This window comes from Bacillota bacterium, assembly GCA_030019365.1.
Classification (GTDB): Bacteria; Bacillota; Sulfobacillia; order JACIYH01; family JACIYH01; genus JACIYH01.
In genome coordinates, this window is the sequence record JASEFA010000002.1 from 83,461 (window position 1) to 99,951 (window position 16,491).

The following is a 16,491-nucleotide window of genomic DNA, read 5'->3' on the forward strand; positions in this document are numbered from 1 at the left end:
GGTGAGCGTCATGGTGAGCAGGGTGCGACCGTGGAAGGCGTGGTCGAAGCACACCACCGCCTGCCGGCCCGTCGCCTTCCGGGCCACCTTCACCCCGTTCTCCACCGCCTCCGCCCCGCTGTTCACCAGCATGACCTTCTTGGCAGTAGCACCCGGCGCCACCTTCGCCAGGGCCTCCGCCAGGTCTACGTACACCCGGTAGCCCACCACCATGAAGCAGGTGTGCAGAAACCGCCCCGCCTGCTCCCGCACCGCCTCCACCACCGGCGGCGGACAGTGACCCGCGTTCACCACCGCGATGCCGCTCGCGAAGTCGATGAATACGTTGCCGTCCACGTCCTCGAGCAGCGCGCCCTCCGCCCGCTCCACAAACAGCGGGGTGGCAAAGGAAACCCCCGCGGGTACGAAACGGGCCCGGCGCTCCAGCAGCTCCTGCGTGCGCGGGCCGGGGACGGCCGTCTGCAACCGGATGGCGCCCACGCTACATCCCTCCCAGCCCGAGTTCGGCCAGCCTGGCCGGGGTGGGCACGCCGGCCTCGTCCCAGCCCCGCAGGCAGTAGTACTCGTCCAGCATGGCCCGGAACACCTCCGCCGGCACCACCTTACCCGCGGCCGGCCCATCGGGCAGCGGCTCCTCCAGCACGCGGCCGGGCAGGTAGTCGTGCTCCCGGCGGAACCCCTCGCGCACGTTGAGCAGCCTGCCCAGGTTCCAGATGCGCTCGCCCGCCAGGCGCAGTTCCTCCGCCGTCACCTCGCGGCCCAGGGCCACGGAGCAGAACCCCGCCATCAGCTCCAGGCTCAGGGCCCAGAAGTCGCAAAAGATGAGCGAGAACTTGACGGAGTTCTGGTGCTGCCCGTTGATGACCAGCTGCGCCTTCCCTTCCCCGGTGAAGGGATCCAGGCTGCCGAAGGCCTCATCGGCCACCGGCCAGGCCCGCATGTGGCACGCTCCCCGGTCGGCGGTGGCGTAGGCCAGGGCCATTCCCCAGGAGCCGCGGGGCTCGTACCCGGGGAACTCCAGGCCCTTGACCTCCATGGCGAACTCCCTGCCCCCGTACCGCCCGGCCAGGTAGCGCACCCCCCGCCCCAGCTCCTTCCCTACCCCTTCGGCGCGGGCGATGAGCACGGGCGCCCGCAGGTAGGACTCCACGTCACCGAAGCGCAGGCCCAGGTCGGCCAGATCCCGCTCGGCCAGCTCCATGGCGAAGGCCACCACCCCGCCCGTGGAGATGGTGTCCAGCCCCAGGTCGTCACACAGGCGGTTGAACTCGATCACCGCCCCCAGGTCCCCGATGCCGCAGTTGGAGCCGGTGAGGGCCAGGGTCTCGTACTCGGGACCCTCCACCGTCCCCTCCCCCGGCCAGCCCGCCGCGCCCCTGCCACCGCCCACCGCCGCACTGCCACCGCCCACCGCCGCGCCACCGCTGCCCGCGGAGCCCGCGGGGGCGCGCAGGAAGTTGCCGCAGCCCAGGCCGCAGCCGAAGCAAGACTTCTTGGCCACCCGCAGGGAGCGCACCGCCTCGGCACCGATGGCATCGGCGGCAGCGAAAGTGCCGCTCTGGAAGTTGCGGGTGGGCAGGATGCCCGCCGACTGGGAAAGCCCCACGATCATGGGGGTGCCGTCGGTGTAGGCCCACAGGTTGGTGTCGGTGAGCAGGTCCTCCCGCATGGCCCGGTGGGTGAACTCCAGGAAGCGGCCCATGTCGGGGGCAACCAGGGCACCGGTGCCCCGCACGGCCACCGCCTTGAGGTGCTTGGACCCCATCACCGCACCCACCCCACCCCGGCCCGCCTGCCGGTACAGCTCCGAGGTCAGGCAGGCCATGGGCACCAGGTTCTCCCCCGCCGGTCCGGTGGAGATGATGCGGAAGCCCTCCCCCAGGGAATCCCGCAGGCGGAACTCGGTCTCGTGGCAGCCCTTTCCCCACACGTCGTCGCCGTCCCGGAACCAAACGCGGTCGTCGTCGATCACCAGCACCACGGGATGGGGAGCCCGCCCCGTGATCACCACCAGGTCGTACCCGGCGTACTTCAACTGGGGCCCCACCGTGCCCCCCACCGAACAGTCCAGGATGGTCCCCGTGGCAGGCGACCTGGTCACCACCCCCAGCTTGCCCGTGCACGGGGCCAGGGTCCCCGTCAGCGGCCCCGTCACGAAGACGAGGGCGCTGCCCGGCGCCAGGGGATCGGTTCCCGCCGGCACGGCATCGTAGAAGTAGCGGAAGCCCAGACCCTTGCCGCCGAAGAACAGCCGCGCCCACTCCCGGTTGAGGGGCTCCGCCCAGCTCGACAGCGTCCCCAGGTCCACCCGCAGGACCTTGCCCGCGTACGTATCACGGCCCTCACTGGCACCACGGGGCTCGCGCCCACCGTTGGCGCCGCGGGGCTCGCGGCCACCAGCCACATCAGCCACGGGAGCTCACCTCCTCCACTGCCTGCCCCAGGGACAGGGCGTCAACCGGACACCAGGCCACACAGGCCGGCCCGCCCTCCCGGCCGGCACAGCCGTCGCATAGCCGGACGGGCTCACTACGGATGACGCCCCGCGGGCACTCCTGGACACACAGGCCGCACTCCGTGCACAGGTCCCGGTCCAGGAGGAGGTGACCGTCGCGCACGCTGATGGCCGCGGTGGGACACACCTCCTGGCAGCTCAGGCAGCCGTCGCACGCGGAGAAGCTCACCTCCGGACCCGCGTACGTGTACGGCTTCTCCACCCGCAGGGTGGCCCGGAGGGGATTGAACACCCCCTCGCGGGTGGCCGCGCAGGCCAGCAGGCACATCTGGCAACCGGTGCACCTGGACCTGTCGACGGACAGGATCTCGATTTGCGCCATGACTCTCACCCCAGGCTGCGCGAGATTTGCGCGAGCACGGACTCCAGGATGTTGAGCACGGTGTCCACTTCTTCTTTCTCAATTGTGAGAGGAGGCTCGAAACGGACGGTTTTGGCGTTGATGAGCGTGCCCGCCACCAGTACCCCATTCTCGAAAAGACCCTTCGCCCCCTCGTACCCCAGCTCGTTGGTGCGGAACTCCACCCCCAAGAGGAGACCCAGGCCCCGCGCCTCCTGGCACACCCGCGGATAGCGGTCGGCCAGCACCCGCAGCCCCTGGAGGAAGTAATCACCCACCACCGCCGCCCGCTCGTACAGCTTCTCCTCCAGGATGACGTTGATGGCCGCGATGGCCGCCGCGCAGGCGATGGGGTTGCCCCCGAACGTGGTGGTGTGCAGGAAGGGATTCGGGGTCATCTCCTGCCAGACCTCGGCCGTGGCGACGAAGGCCCCGATGGGCATCACGCCACCCCCGAAGGCCTTGCCCAGGCACAGGACGTCGGGCACCACGTCCCAGTGCTCGCAGGCGAACATCTTCCCGGTGCGGCCCATGCCCGTCTGCACCTCGTCCAGCACCAGGAGCGCCCCGTGGCGGTCGCACAGCTCCCGCACCCGCGGCAGATAGCCATCCGGAGCCACGTGCACCCCGCCCTCGCCCTGCACGGGCTCCAGCACCACCGCCGCCACCTCCTCGCCAGTGAAGGCGCAGCTGGCCATGGTCTTCTCCAGGGCATGGGCGTCCCCGAAGGGCACGTGGTGCACGTGGGGCAGGAGCGGCAGATAGGGCTTGCGGAACACCGCCTTGGACGTCAGGGACAGCGATCCCATGCTCTTGCCGTGGAAGGCGTTCACCGCGGCGATGTAAGTCTTGCGGCCCGTGTGCAGGCGGGCCAGCTTCATGGCCCCCTCCACGCTCTCGGTGCCGCTGTTGGTGAAGAAGGAATACTGCAGGTCGCCGGGAGTGACGTCCGCCACCAGCTTGGCCAGCATGGCCCGCAGGGGGTCCAGCAGTTCCTGGCTGTGCAGGGCCTGGCGATTCAGCTGGTTCATCACCGCCGCCATCACCTTGGGATGGCGGTGGCCACAGTTGTAGATGCCGTAACCGCCCAGGCAGTCGATGAAGACCTTGCCGTTGACGTCCTTGAAGGTGACGCCCCGGTCGTCCCACTCCACGGCGGTGTAGTCGGTGGATACGGACTTGCGATACTCCAGAAAGCCGGGGTTGACGTGATCGCGGAACCCCCGGACCGTCGCCTCCACCACCCAGGCCCTCTCCTCGGGGCTGAGCTCCTTCCGGGCGATCATGTCCAGGATCCTCTGGGATTCCGCCACCACTGCCTCGTAGCTGGCGCGAGGCACCACACATCCCTCCTAACGACGAGTGCGGTTCTATAAAAGCTTCTGGAGCAAGAACCGTGCCAGGTTTTCTCCCGCCACGCTGCTCTCACCCGCCTGCCATCCAGCCGCCTCATGGACTAACGAGTCGCGCAAGACCGCGTTTTGGCAACGGGTCCATTACTGCCTCGCCAGGCTGGGGGCTGGCCACGGCCTTCCCCGGCATCTCACTTCTGAGATATGACTACCAAACATGAGACGCGGGCAGGCCTCTACCCTTGCCGGGTTGCAACGGAGCTACCGTTGCATTCCTCGTCACACCACGACCCGGCCTGTTTCCCTGCGGCAGGCACCATAAGGATGCTCGCTGCTGCGGGCACCGTTCCTCCTTCTTTCGAGGCACGTGCGGCAGTCTTCTTCATAAAGCCTTCATGGTTGGCGGGTATGATAAGTGCAGGATCGGGAGCGGGAGAAGGAGGTCGATTCTGTTGCGGAAGTGGATGTGGGTGCTGGCCGGTGCCCTCGTGCTGGCGCTGGCGGCATCCCCGGTGCTGGCCTCAGGCGGCGGCGGGCGGCTGTGGGCTCGCAACGGTGCGGGGCTGGACCAGCTGGGCGTGCAACTGCGGGATCGCACCTGTGCGGAGCTGGGCGTGACGCCCGAGCAGTTCCGGCAGGCCTGGCAGCGTGCAGCGACCGCAATCGTAGACGAGCTTCAGACCCAGGGGAAGCTGACCGCCCAGCAGGCGGACCGGATCCGCCAGCACATCCAGCAGGGCAACCCCGATCTCTGGGGAATGCCGCGGGTCGGCGGCAAAGGGGTGCGCGGGGCTATGGGAATCCACATGCAGGCGGGCCGGCTGGCCCTGGACGAGCTGGCCGGGTTCCTGGGCATGACCCCGGAGGACTTCTGGGCGGCGCTGCGCAGCGGTAAGTCGGTGGCGCAGGTGGCGGAGGAGCGGGGCAAGACCCGGCAGGAAGTGATTGACTTCCTCACCGCCAAGGTGAAGGAACGCCTCGACGAGGCTGTGGCGGCAGGCAAGATCACCCAGGAGAGGGCCGACCAGGTGATGGCCACTTTCCAGGCCCGCCTGCCGCAGATGCTGGACTTCGTGCGCAATTGCACCGGCTGTCCCTCCGGTGTCCCCGGCAGCGGCATGGGCGGCGGACGGGGCGGCCGGTGGCAGCGGGGTGGCCAGGGGCCCCAGGCGCCTCAGCCGCAGGCACCCCAGCCTCAGGCACCTCAATCAGGCGGCCTCTGACGACGTAGATCGCATCACTGAACCGGAGGGGACATCCCGTAGGGGGTGTCCCCTCCGGCTTATGCCACGGTCAGGGGACGGCCCGTGGGGTCCCGTGCTGTCTTTCCCTGTCGAATCCCTTGGATAGTTGCACTGACAACCCCGCGGTTGGTAATGTGTTGTTACCGGCCGGCGCGGAGAGGTGATACGGGAACTCGATTGTGCAGAGGAACACGATGGGCAAATCCTTTGACCGGCGCGTGTGGATCCTGACGTGGGGTGAGCTCGCCAGCAGCATCGGCTATTTCTCCATCTGGCCCTTCTTCTCCATGTACACCACCGGCCGCCTGGGCGCCACTCCGCTGGCGGCCGGGCTGATGCTGACCCTCAACGGTGCCGCCGGCATAGCCGGCCAGCTGATCTCCGGCCATCTCGCCGACAGCCGCGGCCGCCGCCCCGTCATGCTGGCCGGTCTTGGGCTGCAGGCCCTGGCCCTGGTGGGCCTCGCCCTCACCCGCGACCTCCGCTCCATCGCCGTGCTCACCATGCTGCACGGCCTGGGCAGTCCCCTGTTCCTTCCCGCCGCCCATGCCGTCATCGCTGACGTGACACCCCCCGGGCGGCGGATGGAGGCATACGGCCTCCTGCGGGTGGCCGTCAACGCCGGCTGCGCCATCGGCGCCCTGGTGGGAGGCGCTGTGGCGGCCCGCAGCCTGCTTCCGGCCTTCTGGGGAACCGCCGCTGTCCTGGCGGCCTTTGCCGTCATCATCGCCGTCACTCTCCCCGAGTCGTCACCCCGCCCGCACGAGACCAGCGATGCGCCCGCCCCGGACTCACCCGGCCCCGGCGACGCGCCCGCCCCGGACTCGCCCGGCCCCGGCGACGCGCCGACCCCGGGCGCGCGTCCGTCGGCCGCCGCCGCACGGCCGACCACCCGCGACCGCCAACAACGACCGCCTGCCCCCCCGGTCGGTGCAGGATACGCCCAGGTGCTGGCCGACCGGGTCTTCCTGCTCGTGGTGGGAGCCTCCTTCCTCGTGTGCCTGGTTTACAACCAGATCGGCGTGACCCTGAACATCTTCCTCAGGGACGCCCGTGGTATCGGAGAACAGCAGTTTGGTTACCTGGTCACCCTGAACGGCCTGATGGTGGTATTGCTGCAAATGCCCATCGCCCGCCGCATCAGGGGAAAGTGGCTGGGCACGGCCATGGCGGGGGGAGCCACACTCTACGCCGTCGGGTTTGCCGGATGGGCGCGCGTCGGCAGCCTACCGGCGCTGCTGGCCTTCATGGCCGTGGTAACCCTGGGGGAAATGGTCCTGGCCCCGGGACTCACCCAGTTGGCCGCCGACCTGGCTCCCCCCGAACTGCGAGCCCGCTACCTGGCCTTTTCCTCCCTGCCATGGTCCGGGTCAAACCTGGTGGCCCCGGTGGCCGGAGGCGCCCTGCTCGGGCGTTACGGCGGAGAAAACCTCTTCACCGGCGCTGCCGTCCTGGCCCTCGTCTCAGCACTTATCTACCTGCTCCTCAACACCGCCATCGCCACCCGAACCGGAATGCGAAGTGGGGTTACGGGGAGGAGGAGATGATGCGGCGGCCGCCCAGGAAGCGGCCGCTCAGGTAGGAGCTGTACTCGGGATCGGCGGGGTCAAGGCTGTTGATGGCCACGCCGCGGGAACCGCTGTGGATGAACCGGCCCCCGCCCATGTAGATGCCCACGTGGGACGGCCCCGCCTTGTAGGTGGTGAAGAAGACCAGATCACCGGGCGCCAGCTTCGCGCGGTCGACCACGGGCGCACCCGCACCGTACTGCATGTCGGCGTCCCGCGGTATCTGCCAGCCGTTGACCCGAAAGGCAAACTGGGTGAAGCCCGAGCAGTCGAACCCGTAACCCGTCGTCCCACCCCACAGATAGGGCACGCCCAGGTAGCGGTGGGCGGTCGCTATCACGGCGCGGGCATCCTTCTTCTCCGCAGAGACCATCCCGTGGCCCGGGTAGACCTTCACCTGGCTGGCGGCGATGAACCCCTGTCCTCCCCCCGGCAACCCCACCCGTACCCATCCTCCCTGCTCCCCCAGCCAGGGCAGTTCGGTTCCCTCCACCGCCTGCTGGGGCAGGACCTCCCGCCCGTCCCCCGGAGGGGAGGCCCGCACGGGAGCCAGCCGGGCGGTGACCACCGCCCTCTTTCCCGCCAGGAAGGCATCTGCCTGCGCCCGGGTGCCCGGGACCAGGGAGCGGCCGTCCACCCACCCCAGGTAGCCATCCCACATGCTGACCCGGTACCACCCCTCCTCCTCCTCCAGGACGTCCACCACCATCCCCAGCACGGCCTGGGTCACCGTGTGCTTGCCCTCAGCCTGGCCGGGGGCATCGCCCAGGTTGACCACGGGCAGGCTTATCACTCCCCGCACCCTGTCGCCCAGGGCAGGATGGGGCAGGACCTGCACGGCATCGGTGACCTCCCGCACCCCGGGGAGACGACGGAGAACCGTCACCGCTTCATCTTTGAGCTGGGGCGAGCTGCTCTTACCGGTCAGGGTAACCCGGCCCTGTGCCACTGCCACATCCACCTGCCATATTGTAGTGCGCTCGTCGACCTGCCTCTCCCGAGCGAGAGCAGCCAGGGCGTCCCGCGCCGAAGCGAGAATCTGGTCATCGGGAACGGGGTTCGCCGAGGGGCCACGGCACCCGGCGGGCAGGGCACATCCGGACCCTGAGAGCATGAGCGCCACGCAAGCTGACAGCGTGAGCACCACCCACCCCACCGCCCTGAGGAACCGCTGTGCTTCGGATGGCCCGCTCACCAGCCCGCGCGACATCCAACTTCACCGCCCTTTGGGGCGTCACGTCACCGGCCTTCCCGGTGTCATACCGGTTCTAGGTTTTCATGCGGGGGTCCAGGGCATCCCGCAGCCCGTCGCCGAACAGAGGAATGCCCGCGCCGGCATCGTATCCTTGTTACAGACGCGTCGTCCGGCCCCGGCATTATGGGAGGTACCCACCAGACCGGCCCGAGCACCAACGCGGCGATTGGAGCGGGGCCGCGGTCCTGGGCGTCCACTGCGAGGGGCCCTACCTGTCCCCCGTGCGCCGGGGGGCGCAGGCCTTCAGCAATCTGCTTGCCTGGGGTTTTTCCGTGGAAGAAGCCGTCAGGCTCACCAGCACCAGCTCAGCCCTTCACCTGGGCTGGGTCAGCGCAAGGGGCGCCTGGAAGCAGGTATGGACGCCGACCTGGAGGCGAGACGATGCACCACTATCTGCTGGAAATGCTCAAGTGCCCCGCCTGTGGGGGCGAACTCCGCTTCCATATCGAGGAAGAGCAGGCAGGTCACATCGAATGGGCCGACATCCGTTGCACAGCGTGCGGGGCCGAGTATCCTGTCCGAGAAGGCATCGGGGTTTTCCTGACACCCGATCTGCCGCGGCACGACCTCTGGGAGCAGGTGGAGAGCGGCCTGGACCGGTACCTGCGCGACCACCCCGATATCGAGGACCGGCTGCTCAACTCAGACCCGGGGACCCTGGCGGCCGCGGATCGCTTTTTCCGTGCCATGGTCCTTGAGGAACGGGGCGATTACGCAGGGGCGGCTGCCCTGGAAGCGCAAGCGGGACGGGAATTGTACACCGATGAGTACAATGCCGCGGTGGACAGCCAGATGAAGTACCTGTGTGACCGCCTGGCCGGCCACCATCCGGCATCAGCGCACCACCATGCGACGGCCAGCCACGACCACCCGGCGGGGGGCCAGGAGCATGCAGGAGCCAGCCAGGGCCACCCGCCCCCGGGCCGGGTCCATCCGGTGGTCGATCTGGCATCAGGGCGCTGCGGCCTGGTGGAGAAGCTGGCGCGCCACCTCGACCGGCCCGTCGTAGCCAGTGACTTCAGCCCCCGGGTTCTGCGCCGGGACCGCCGCTATCTGGAGTTCGCGGGGCTTTACGACCGGGTGAGCCTGCTCGCCTTTGACGCCCGGCGCACCCCCTTCCGGGACGTCAGTGTGACCGCACTCACCACCTTCGCCGGACTCGCCAACATCGAGCACCCCGGTGATCTGCTCCGGGAACTCAGGCGTATCGTGTCCGGTACGTTCTACGCCATCTCGTGTTTCTACGCTCCGGACGACCGCATCAACCGCGAGGCCATCGAGGCCCACGGCCTGCATCCCTTTCTCTTCCGCGACACGGCCCTGGACCTGTTCAACAGATCTGGATGGCGGGTGGAGGTCGTCAACACCCGCCGGGCCAGGGCACTTCCCACCCCGCGGAGCGCCCTCATCCCGGAGGCAGGAATTGACGCCCTCCCGGTAGCGGAAACCACTCTGGAGTGGTGCACCCTGGTAGCCACCTGAGCCCGGCGCCTGCAGGCACTCCCCGCCGCGCCCACCCCGGCGGGCACTCCATCCCACCCAACCTGGCCCGGGCCCCGATGCGTCTTCCGAGTGCCGGCCCGCTAGGTGTGCTCTGCCATGCCTTTCAGGCGCGCCAGGGCGCGACCGTAGTCCTCATGCCCGGCCGCCCACTCCTCCAGTCGCGGGCAGGCGAACTCCCCGCACTGGCTGCAGAAATCCAGGCGCCGTTCGTCGACACAGCACTTGAGTATCCAGCACCCCGGAGACCAGTGCCTGGCACGGTCCCCACGGCAGCCGTCGCAGCGCACGTCTTCGTCCCGGAGCTCGATACCACGCTTTTCGCGGAACCACCTGATCATCCGCTGCCTGACTTCCGCATCCGTCTGCGCCAGGTAGATGTCGCAAACGGCGCAGTCCAGCCCGCATGGTGCCACCATCGACCGCTCCACCACACCACCCCCGGGTCGATCCGTTTCGTCCGTCGCATGCCTGCTCAGATGTTCGCTGCCACCCCGTGTCAATTCCTTCTGGGGTCGCCCGCCAGCAGAACAGCACACCCCGTGGCCGCAACACGCCGGCCCCGCGCGCACCCCGCCGGAACAGGCTGCGCCCGGACACGTGGCAGAGGGACGCCTGTTCTGCTATCCTCTACGTGATGTGGTACTGGACGGGCATAGCCGGCAATGCACCCGGGATGGACAGCACCGTCACTGAGGCGGTGGGTCCGAGCGGCGAGGCGAACGCCGCTGCGCGGGCGGCACGGGCCGAGGCGAACGCCGCTGCGCGGGCGGTCTGGGACGAAGCGGGCGTGCGGGACGCCGTGGCAGCGTTCAGACTGAAGCTACGCGAAGGCTTCAGCGTATCGACGCCAGAGCAGGTTCTGCACCTGGTGGAGCAACTCGGCTTCTGCCACGCCTTCACCCCTGAGCCGCCCGACTGCCCCTTCTCCGTGGCCGCAGTGCCCGGCCTGTTCGAGCTGCTGCCCACGGACGACGAGGACACTCGCTGGGACTGGGCATGGACCTGGAAGGACTCCTTCCTGGAGTCAGGCCACGTTTACTACGGCAAGCTCATCCACCGCAAGCCTACCTACGTCTCATCCCGCATGCTCTCCCCGTTCTACGCCATGACCGGCAATCTGGGCGACGCGGACGACTGCGCCAATGCCCTGGACGAGGCTCGGGCGGGGGGCTTCGCCTGCACCGTCTACGAGCACATCGCCGCCTCGGGGCCCACCTCGACCATTGAACTCGGGCGGCACTTCGCGGTGACCCGGGCGACCCTCGACCGCGCGCTGACGGAACTGCAAACAGCCATGCTCCTGGTCCCCGCGGGCACGCGGCCCGAGGGACCCCGCAAATACACCTACGTATGGGACATCTTCCCGCGCCGCTTTCCCGCCGCAGTAGCAGCAGCATCGTCCCTCGGCCGGTCCCAGGCGACCGAGGAGGTCATCCTGCGCTACCTGCAGCTGGCCGGCGCCACCTCGGAGCACCACATCTGCCGGGCACTGCCCATCCCCGCCTTCCTCATCACCAACGCGCTCAAGAAGCTCCAATCCCGGGGCCTGGTCGCCCAGTGCCAGTCACCCACCGCACCCCGCCGCCGCTGACACCGCCGCACCGCCACGACCGGCGCCATTGACACCCGCCGCGCCCTCAGGTGTCCGTGCGGCGGCAGAGGATGCTGCGCAGGGTATCCACGGTGATATTCCCTCCGGAGAGCATGAGCGCCACCTTCTTCCCGGCCAGCTCATTCCGCATCTTCAACGCGGCTGCGGTGGCGGCCGCCCCCGCGCCCTCGGCCAGCTGGTGAGCCGTCTCCAGGAGCAGGACGACGGCGTCCTTCATATCATCCTCGGACACCAGTACCATGTCGTCCAGGTAGCGGCGCAGGATACTGAACGGTAACTCAAACGCCACCCGGGTGGCCAGCCCCTCGGCGAAGGTGTCGCAATCCGGCGTCTCCACCAAACGACCCTGCTTCCAGGACAGGTAGACGGCCGGAGCGCGCTCCGCCTGTACGCCGATCACCTGGATGGCGGGATTCAGGCTCTTGGCCACGATACACGCCCCGCACGCCCCGCTGCCGCCCCCGATGGGGACGATGATGTAATCCAGGTCGGGGACCTCCTCCAGGATCTCCAGGTAGGCGGTGGCCACCCCGGCAATGAGCAGGGGCTCATTCATGGAGTGCACGTAGCGGTAGCCCTGTCGTTGCGCCTCCTCCTCCACCCACAGGCGGGCCTCGTCGAAATCCTTTCCCCGCAGGACCACCTCCGCCCCCAGGCGCCTCATCGCCTCCACCTTGTAGGGATTGGCGCCCTCCGGTGCGGCGATGATGGCCCTCACCCCGAAGGCCCGCGCCGCGTACGCGATGGACTGCCCGTGATTCCCGGTGGACGCCGTGATGACCCCGTTCCGCCTCTCGTCCGGCGTCAGGCGTGACACCAGGTTGAGGCCACCCCGAACCTTGAACGCCCCAATCGGCTGCAGGTTCTCGCACTTCAACCACGTCTCGCATCCCAGCGCCTCACCCAGGGCGCCGGGCCTGATCAGCGGCGTGGGTCGCAGGAACCTGCCTACCACCGTCCGCGCCCGGTACACATCCGCGATACTCGGCTCCCACAACTCCGGCATAATCATCACCCACGACCAGCTTCCACACCCCAGGCCGGCCGACCTGCTCCGACCGGCCAGGCGGCGATTCTTTCACCGCTCGCAGGCGAAGGAAGCGGCGAAGAATTGTCCAGAACGGGGGCCGGCGGCCCCTCCAGCCTGGCTCCGGCGCAGCCGCCGTCTACATAACCTGTCCCACCGCCGACTTATGTCGAAGCTGCCAGGCCGGCAGGTGACCTCCGCACCCCGAAAGACCGCCATGTACCCGGCATCTGTCGAAAAAGGCACCACCCACTTCCTGCCAACCAGGCGAGATTTTCACCACCTGTGGATAACCTCCTGCCGAGGACAGGACAATGCTGGGAATCCGATATAATCCTGGTAAACTGGCAGGAGAATGATGGCATCCGTGTAAGATAGTGGAGGATGTAAGATACTGGAGGATAATAGCGAGGAGGGGGACTCGTGTGGGACTTCCCCGTACCGATCGACCTGGTTCACGCCGATCTCCCCATGGAGGCCAGGTTCGAAGGTCACTGAGGTCGGGAGAGTTGCGCCATCCGGGGTTGCACGAAGCGCGCCACCTGGGGCGGATGGAGCGGCTCCCAGGAACCTCGCACCCCATGGGCCAGCGCGGCAACCTCGATGTGGAGCATGGCGATTCCGCAGTCCAGGCGTCTGCTGATGCCGCCGGGGTCGCGCCCTCCCGCCACCGAGACGGTGATCGTGCAGCCGGCCTGGTCGGGGGGAGACGCAACCTCTACGCTGAAGCGCCATGGCTGGCGATTCACTGCGGACGGGGCCAGCCGGGCAGCCTCGAGGGCGGCCAGCACCCACCCCGGCCAGCGGGCTTCTTCGGGCAGCCCGCTCCCGGGGTGATCCTGGACCATCAATTGGGCAAGCGGCTTCCGGTGGTGCGAGCGAGCAAACCCGGTCATGAGGGACTCCTCCCAGGTGCAGTGACCAGGACGACCGAAGGGGATGACGGCCATCACCTGCTCTCCGGCGCCCACACCCAGCAGCCGGCCCGCCACCTCGGGGCGGAAGAACCCTCCCACCCAGCAGGTACCCAGACCGAGGGAGGTGGCCTCGAGCACCAGCGCCTGGCCGGTGTAGCCGACTCGCTCCTGTACGTAGGGGCTCCTCATGTCCCCCACCAGGGCCACGTAGGCCGGCGCCCCCTTGACCTGCCCGTAGCTCCCCACCAGCCCCCTCAACACCTCATCTGCCGGGCGCGGTACCAACACCGCCCGCGCCTCCCCATAGGGGCGGAACTCCGCACACACAGCCTCCATCCGCCCGAGCAGCCCGGGCTCAACCGGCAGCCGGTCGAAATGCCGGCGCGAACGGCGCCTTTCGATGGCCCGGTACCACTGCCCGACAGGTATCTCCACCCCACGTACCTCCTTCCAGGCACCGCGCTCGCCGGGGGTCGGAGCCGCGGGCGGCGAGGGCGGCTATGTGCTGCGGGCAGGGCGGGCGAGGGCGGCAAGGGCGCTCAGGCGCCGGGCGTGGGGCCGGCGAGGGCGGTGAGGGCGGCGACCATCTCCTTGAGGTACTGCGGTATGGGGAGACCCTGGGGACAGGCCGACTCGCACTGCCCGCACTCCGCGCAACTGGCGGGGTCCCCCAGGCGCTCCTTGACCCGGTCGCAGTGCCTGGCCAGCTCCCCGAGAGAACCATACACGGACGCGTCGTTGTACAGCCCGAACAGGTCCGGGATGGAGATCCCCTGCGGGCACGGAGTGCAGTAGCCACAGTGGGTACAGTCGACCTTCGTGCGCCGGCGGTAGGCGGCCCTGACCTCCTCCACCAGGGCCAGTTCCTCCCCGGTGAGGGAGTTGGGCAGGGCCGTCCCGGCGGTGCGAATGTTCTCTGCCAGCTGCTCCATGGTACTCATGCCGCTCAGCACCACGGTCACCTGCGGATGATTCCACACCCAGCGCAGCCCCCATTCAGCCGGCGTGCGCTTCACGGGGGCGCGATCCCAGATGGCCTGCACCTCGGGCGGGACGTTCTTCGTGAGACTCCCGCCGCGCAGGGGCTCCATGACCACCACGGCCAGGCCTTTCCCGCCGGCATAACCGAGACCTTCGATCCCGGCCTGGAAGTGCTCGTCCATGTAGTTGAACTGGATCTGGCAGAGATCCCACGGGTAGGCGTCCACGATGGCCTTGAAGACCTCCAGGCTGTCGTGGAAGGAGAAGCCCGCGTGCTGGACGCGGCCGTCGGCCCGGGCGCGCTCGAAGAACCGGAACACGTCGGCCTTCACCAGCGTCTTCCACCGTTCTACGGTGAGGCCGTGCATCAGGTACACGTCGACGTGGTCCGTCTGCAGCCGCTCGAGCTGGATGTCGAGGTACCGGTCGAAGTCCTCGTGGGACTTGACCAGCCAGGTAGGGCACTTGGTGGCCAGCTTCACGCGCTCCCGGTACCCGCCCCCCAGTAGGCGGCCGACGACCACCTCGCTCTGTTCGCGGTGATAGCTGTAGGCGGTGTCGATGTAGTCGACGCCGTGTTCCACGGCATAGCTCACCATTTCCGCCGTCTTTTCTTCATCTATCTTCGCCGGGTCGTCATCGACGACCGGAAGCCGCATCATGCCAAAACCCAGGATAGAAACCTCGAAGCCCTGTGACCCGAACTTCCTGCGCAGCATTTTCCGCCCCCCGTGATGACTCATCTGCGGAGCCAACGACGACCCCGTCGGCCGACCCCGCCCTCCCGTCGCCCGGATCCGGCACAGCTACCAGGCAGGACACCCCGCACGCCTACCCGGCACGCCCATGGCGCCCGGCCGCCCGGCGCGCTCCGGCCGCACGCACTACGTTTCGGCCTGGGCGCCCGCATTACCTGCCGGCAGATCCGCTACCACATGCGCCAGAAGGCCGACAGGAAGGAACGTCACGGTGCAGCAACCTCCATCCTCCCATTAACCCGCGCCCAGGTGAACTGCCCTTTCTCACCCATCAGAGGGTGCCAGCAATTCAGTGGTCAATGTCGCCCTCGGGCTGCCCCGCCGGTACTACCGGCCCGACGGCACGCCGGCCCGCGCCTGAGCCGCCTGCAGCCCCGCCCGCGGAACAGCCTGCCGTCCGGCGGACCCGGCAGAGAGGAGTGGGTTTCGACACGACGAACAGGCAACGTGGGGGGTGTGGGATGCAGCAGCACGGGAGCGCCGGGGGAGCGGTGGCGGCCCTGCAGGGGCGAGGTCGCCGGGAGGGCCGGTGGTTGGTGGTGGGGGAAGCCGACCTGGAGGCGGTGGCCGGGGAGTGGGGTATCCCGGTCAGGGAACTCATCTGCCTGGGCCTGGCCGCCGGCACGGTGCCCGCCCGGTTCCTGCGGAATATGGGGGTCATGGGCGCAGAGGGCCAGCTGCGCCTCCTGGACGCGCAGGCCACGGTGATCGGGCTCGGAGGTGCCGGTGGGCTGGTGGCGGAGACGCTGGCCCGAGCCGGAGTGGGCACCCTGGTGCTGGTGGACCGGGACGTCTTTGAGGAATCCAACCTCAACCGGCAGCTGCTGGCCAGCTCCTCCACCATCGGGAGGTCGAAGGCCGAAGTGGCCGGCGAACGCATCCGGGACGTCAACCCCCACACGCGCGTGGTGGCCAGGCGGCAGGCGCTCACGCCGGAGACCGCCCGCAGCCTGCTGGAAGAGCCATTTGGAGCAACGAAGCGGAACCGGGTGGTGGTGGACTGCCTGGACAGCGGGCGAGACCGCCTGATCCTGCAGCGCGGCTGCCGCGAGCTGGGCCTGCCCCTGGTGCACGCCGCCGTAAGCGGGTGGCAGGGCCGCGTCACGCTCATCATGCCCGACCGCCCCGGTCTGGAGCACTTCTACGAAGACGCGGACCTCCCCACCGGGGACGAAATCCTGGCGGCGGGGGTTGCGCCCCCCGTGCCCCTGATCGTGGCAGCCTGGGAAGCGGGAGTGGCCCTGCGGGTCCTGTTGGGGGATGCGTCGGCGGCAGGGCATGTGTTCACATACGACGTGGCCACCGGCCACGCGATCAGTGTTCCCTTTGGATTGGCGCGCATGTCGGCCGCCTGGTGGCGGCGCCGGAAAAAGCCGGCGCCCCGCACGGGGAGTCAATCCGCGCCGCAGCCATGATCTT

The 16,491-nt window shown here is 68.7% G+C and carries 14 protein-coding genes; 5 read left to right on the plus strand and 9 right to left on the minus strand.

From position 1 onward, the window contains the following. The 4 genes from QME70_03780 to QME70_03795 form a co-directional block, all read right to left on the minus strand. Positions 1-480 (minus strand): aminotransferase class III-fold pyridoxal phosphate-dependent enzyme (locus tag QME70_03780; GenBank protein MDI6893727.1); only part of this gene is annotated, 480 nt, incomplete at its 3' end. A gap of 1 nt (position 481) precedes the next feature. After that, positions 482-2,413, minus strand: a complete 1,932-nt coding sequence (locus QME70_03785; GenBank protein ID MDI6893728.1) for an aldehyde ferredoxin oxidoreductase family protein — start codon at positions 2,411-2,413, stop codon at positions 482-484. Then, a complete protein-coding gene (locus QME70_03790) occupies positions 2,406-2,837 on the minus strand; it encodes a 4Fe-4S binding protein (protein ID MDI6893729.1) in 432 nt (143 codons plus the stop codon). Before QME70_03790 ends, QME70_03785 begins: the two co-directional genes overlap by 8 nt. 5 nt (positions 2,838-2,842) lie before the next feature. After that, positions 2,843-4,195: a putrescine aminotransferase gene (locus QME70_03795; GenBank protein MDI6893730.1), complete on the minus strand. Its 1,353-nt coding sequence runs from the start codon at positions 4,193-4,195 to the stop codon at positions 2,843-2,845. 464 nt (positions 4,196-4,659) lie between these two features. On the opposite strand from QME70_03795, the gene QME70_03800 reads away from it, so the two are divergent. Next, complete coding sequence (locus tag QME70_03800; protein ID MDI6893731.1) at positions 4,660-5,430, plus strand: hypothetical protein; 771 nt, start codon at positions 4,660-4,662, stop codon at positions 5,428-5,430. Positions 5,431-5,645: 215 nt separating this feature from the next. Next, entirely contained in the window at positions 5,646-6,998 is a 1,353-nt protein-coding gene (locus QME70_03805; GenBank protein MDI6893732.1) for an MFS transporter, read from the plus strand. Here QME70_03805 and QME70_03810 read toward each other — a convergent pair. Continuing rightward, a complete protein-coding gene (locus QME70_03810; GenBank protein MDI6893733.1) occupies positions 6,979-8,229 on the minus strand; it encodes an NlpC/P60 family protein in 1,251 nt (416 codons plus the stop codon). The genes QME70_03805 and QME70_03810 overlap by 20 nt on opposite strands. A 426-nt stretch (positions 8,230-8,655) precedes the next feature. Here QME70_03810 and QME70_03815 point away from each other — a divergent pair, with 426 nt between their 5' ends. Beyond that, positions 8,656-9,756, plus strand: a complete 1,101-nt coding sequence (locus tag QME70_03815) for a methyltransferase domain-containing protein (protein MDI6893734.1) — start codon at positions 8,656-8,658, stop codon at positions 9,754-9,756. A 101-nt stretch (positions 9,757-9,857) separates the two neighbouring features. Here QME70_03815 and QME70_03820 read toward each other — a convergent pair whose 3' ends face one another. After that, positions 9,858-10,205 carry a DUF3795 domain-containing protein gene (locus tag QME70_03820; GenBank protein ID MDI6893735.1) on the minus strand — a complete coding sequence of 116 codons (348 nt, stop codon included), beginning with the start codon at positions 10,203-10,205 and terminating at the stop codon, positions 9,858-9,860. A gap of 65 nt (positions 10,206-10,270) precedes the next feature. Between QME70_03820 and QME70_03825 the strand changes: the two genes are divergently transcribed. Continuing rightward, the gene (locus QME70_03825; protein ID MDI6893736.1) at positions 10,271-11,368 is read left to right on the plus strand and encodes a helix-turn-helix domain-containing protein; all 1,098 of its coding nucleotides are present in this window, start codon (positions 10,271-10,273) and stop codon (positions 11,366-11,368) included. 46 nt (positions 11,369-11,414) lie between these two features. Here the strand turns inward: QME70_03825 and QME70_03830 are convergent, their stop codons facing one another. From QME70_03830 to QME70_03840, 3 genes are all read right to left on the minus strand, one after another. Continuing rightward, complete coding sequence (locus tag QME70_03830) at positions 11,415-12,395, minus strand: threonine/serine dehydratase (GenBank protein ID MDI6893737.1); 981 nt, start codon at positions 12,393-12,395, stop codon at positions 11,415-11,417. A 512-nt stretch (positions 12,396-12,907) separates the two neighbouring features. After that, a complete protein-coding gene (locus QME70_03835; protein MDI6893738.1) occupies positions 12,908-13,768 on the minus strand; it encodes a nitroreductase family protein in 861 nt (286 codons plus the stop codon). 104 nt (positions 13,769-13,872) lie between these two features. After that, positions 13,873-15,033: an aldo/keto reductase gene (locus QME70_03840; GenBank protein ID MDI6893739.1), complete on the minus strand. Its 1,161-nt coding sequence runs from the start codon at positions 15,031-15,033 to the stop codon at positions 13,873-13,875. A 500-nt stretch (positions 15,034-15,533) separates the two neighbouring features. On the opposite strand from QME70_03840, the gene QME70_03845 reads away from it, so the two are divergent. Continuing rightward, a complete protein-coding gene (locus QME70_03845) occupies positions 15,534-16,487 on the plus strand; it encodes a ThiF family adenylyltransferase (protein ID MDI6893740.1) in 954 nt (317 codons plus the stop codon). Positions 16,488-16,491 lie beyond the last annotated feature (4 nt).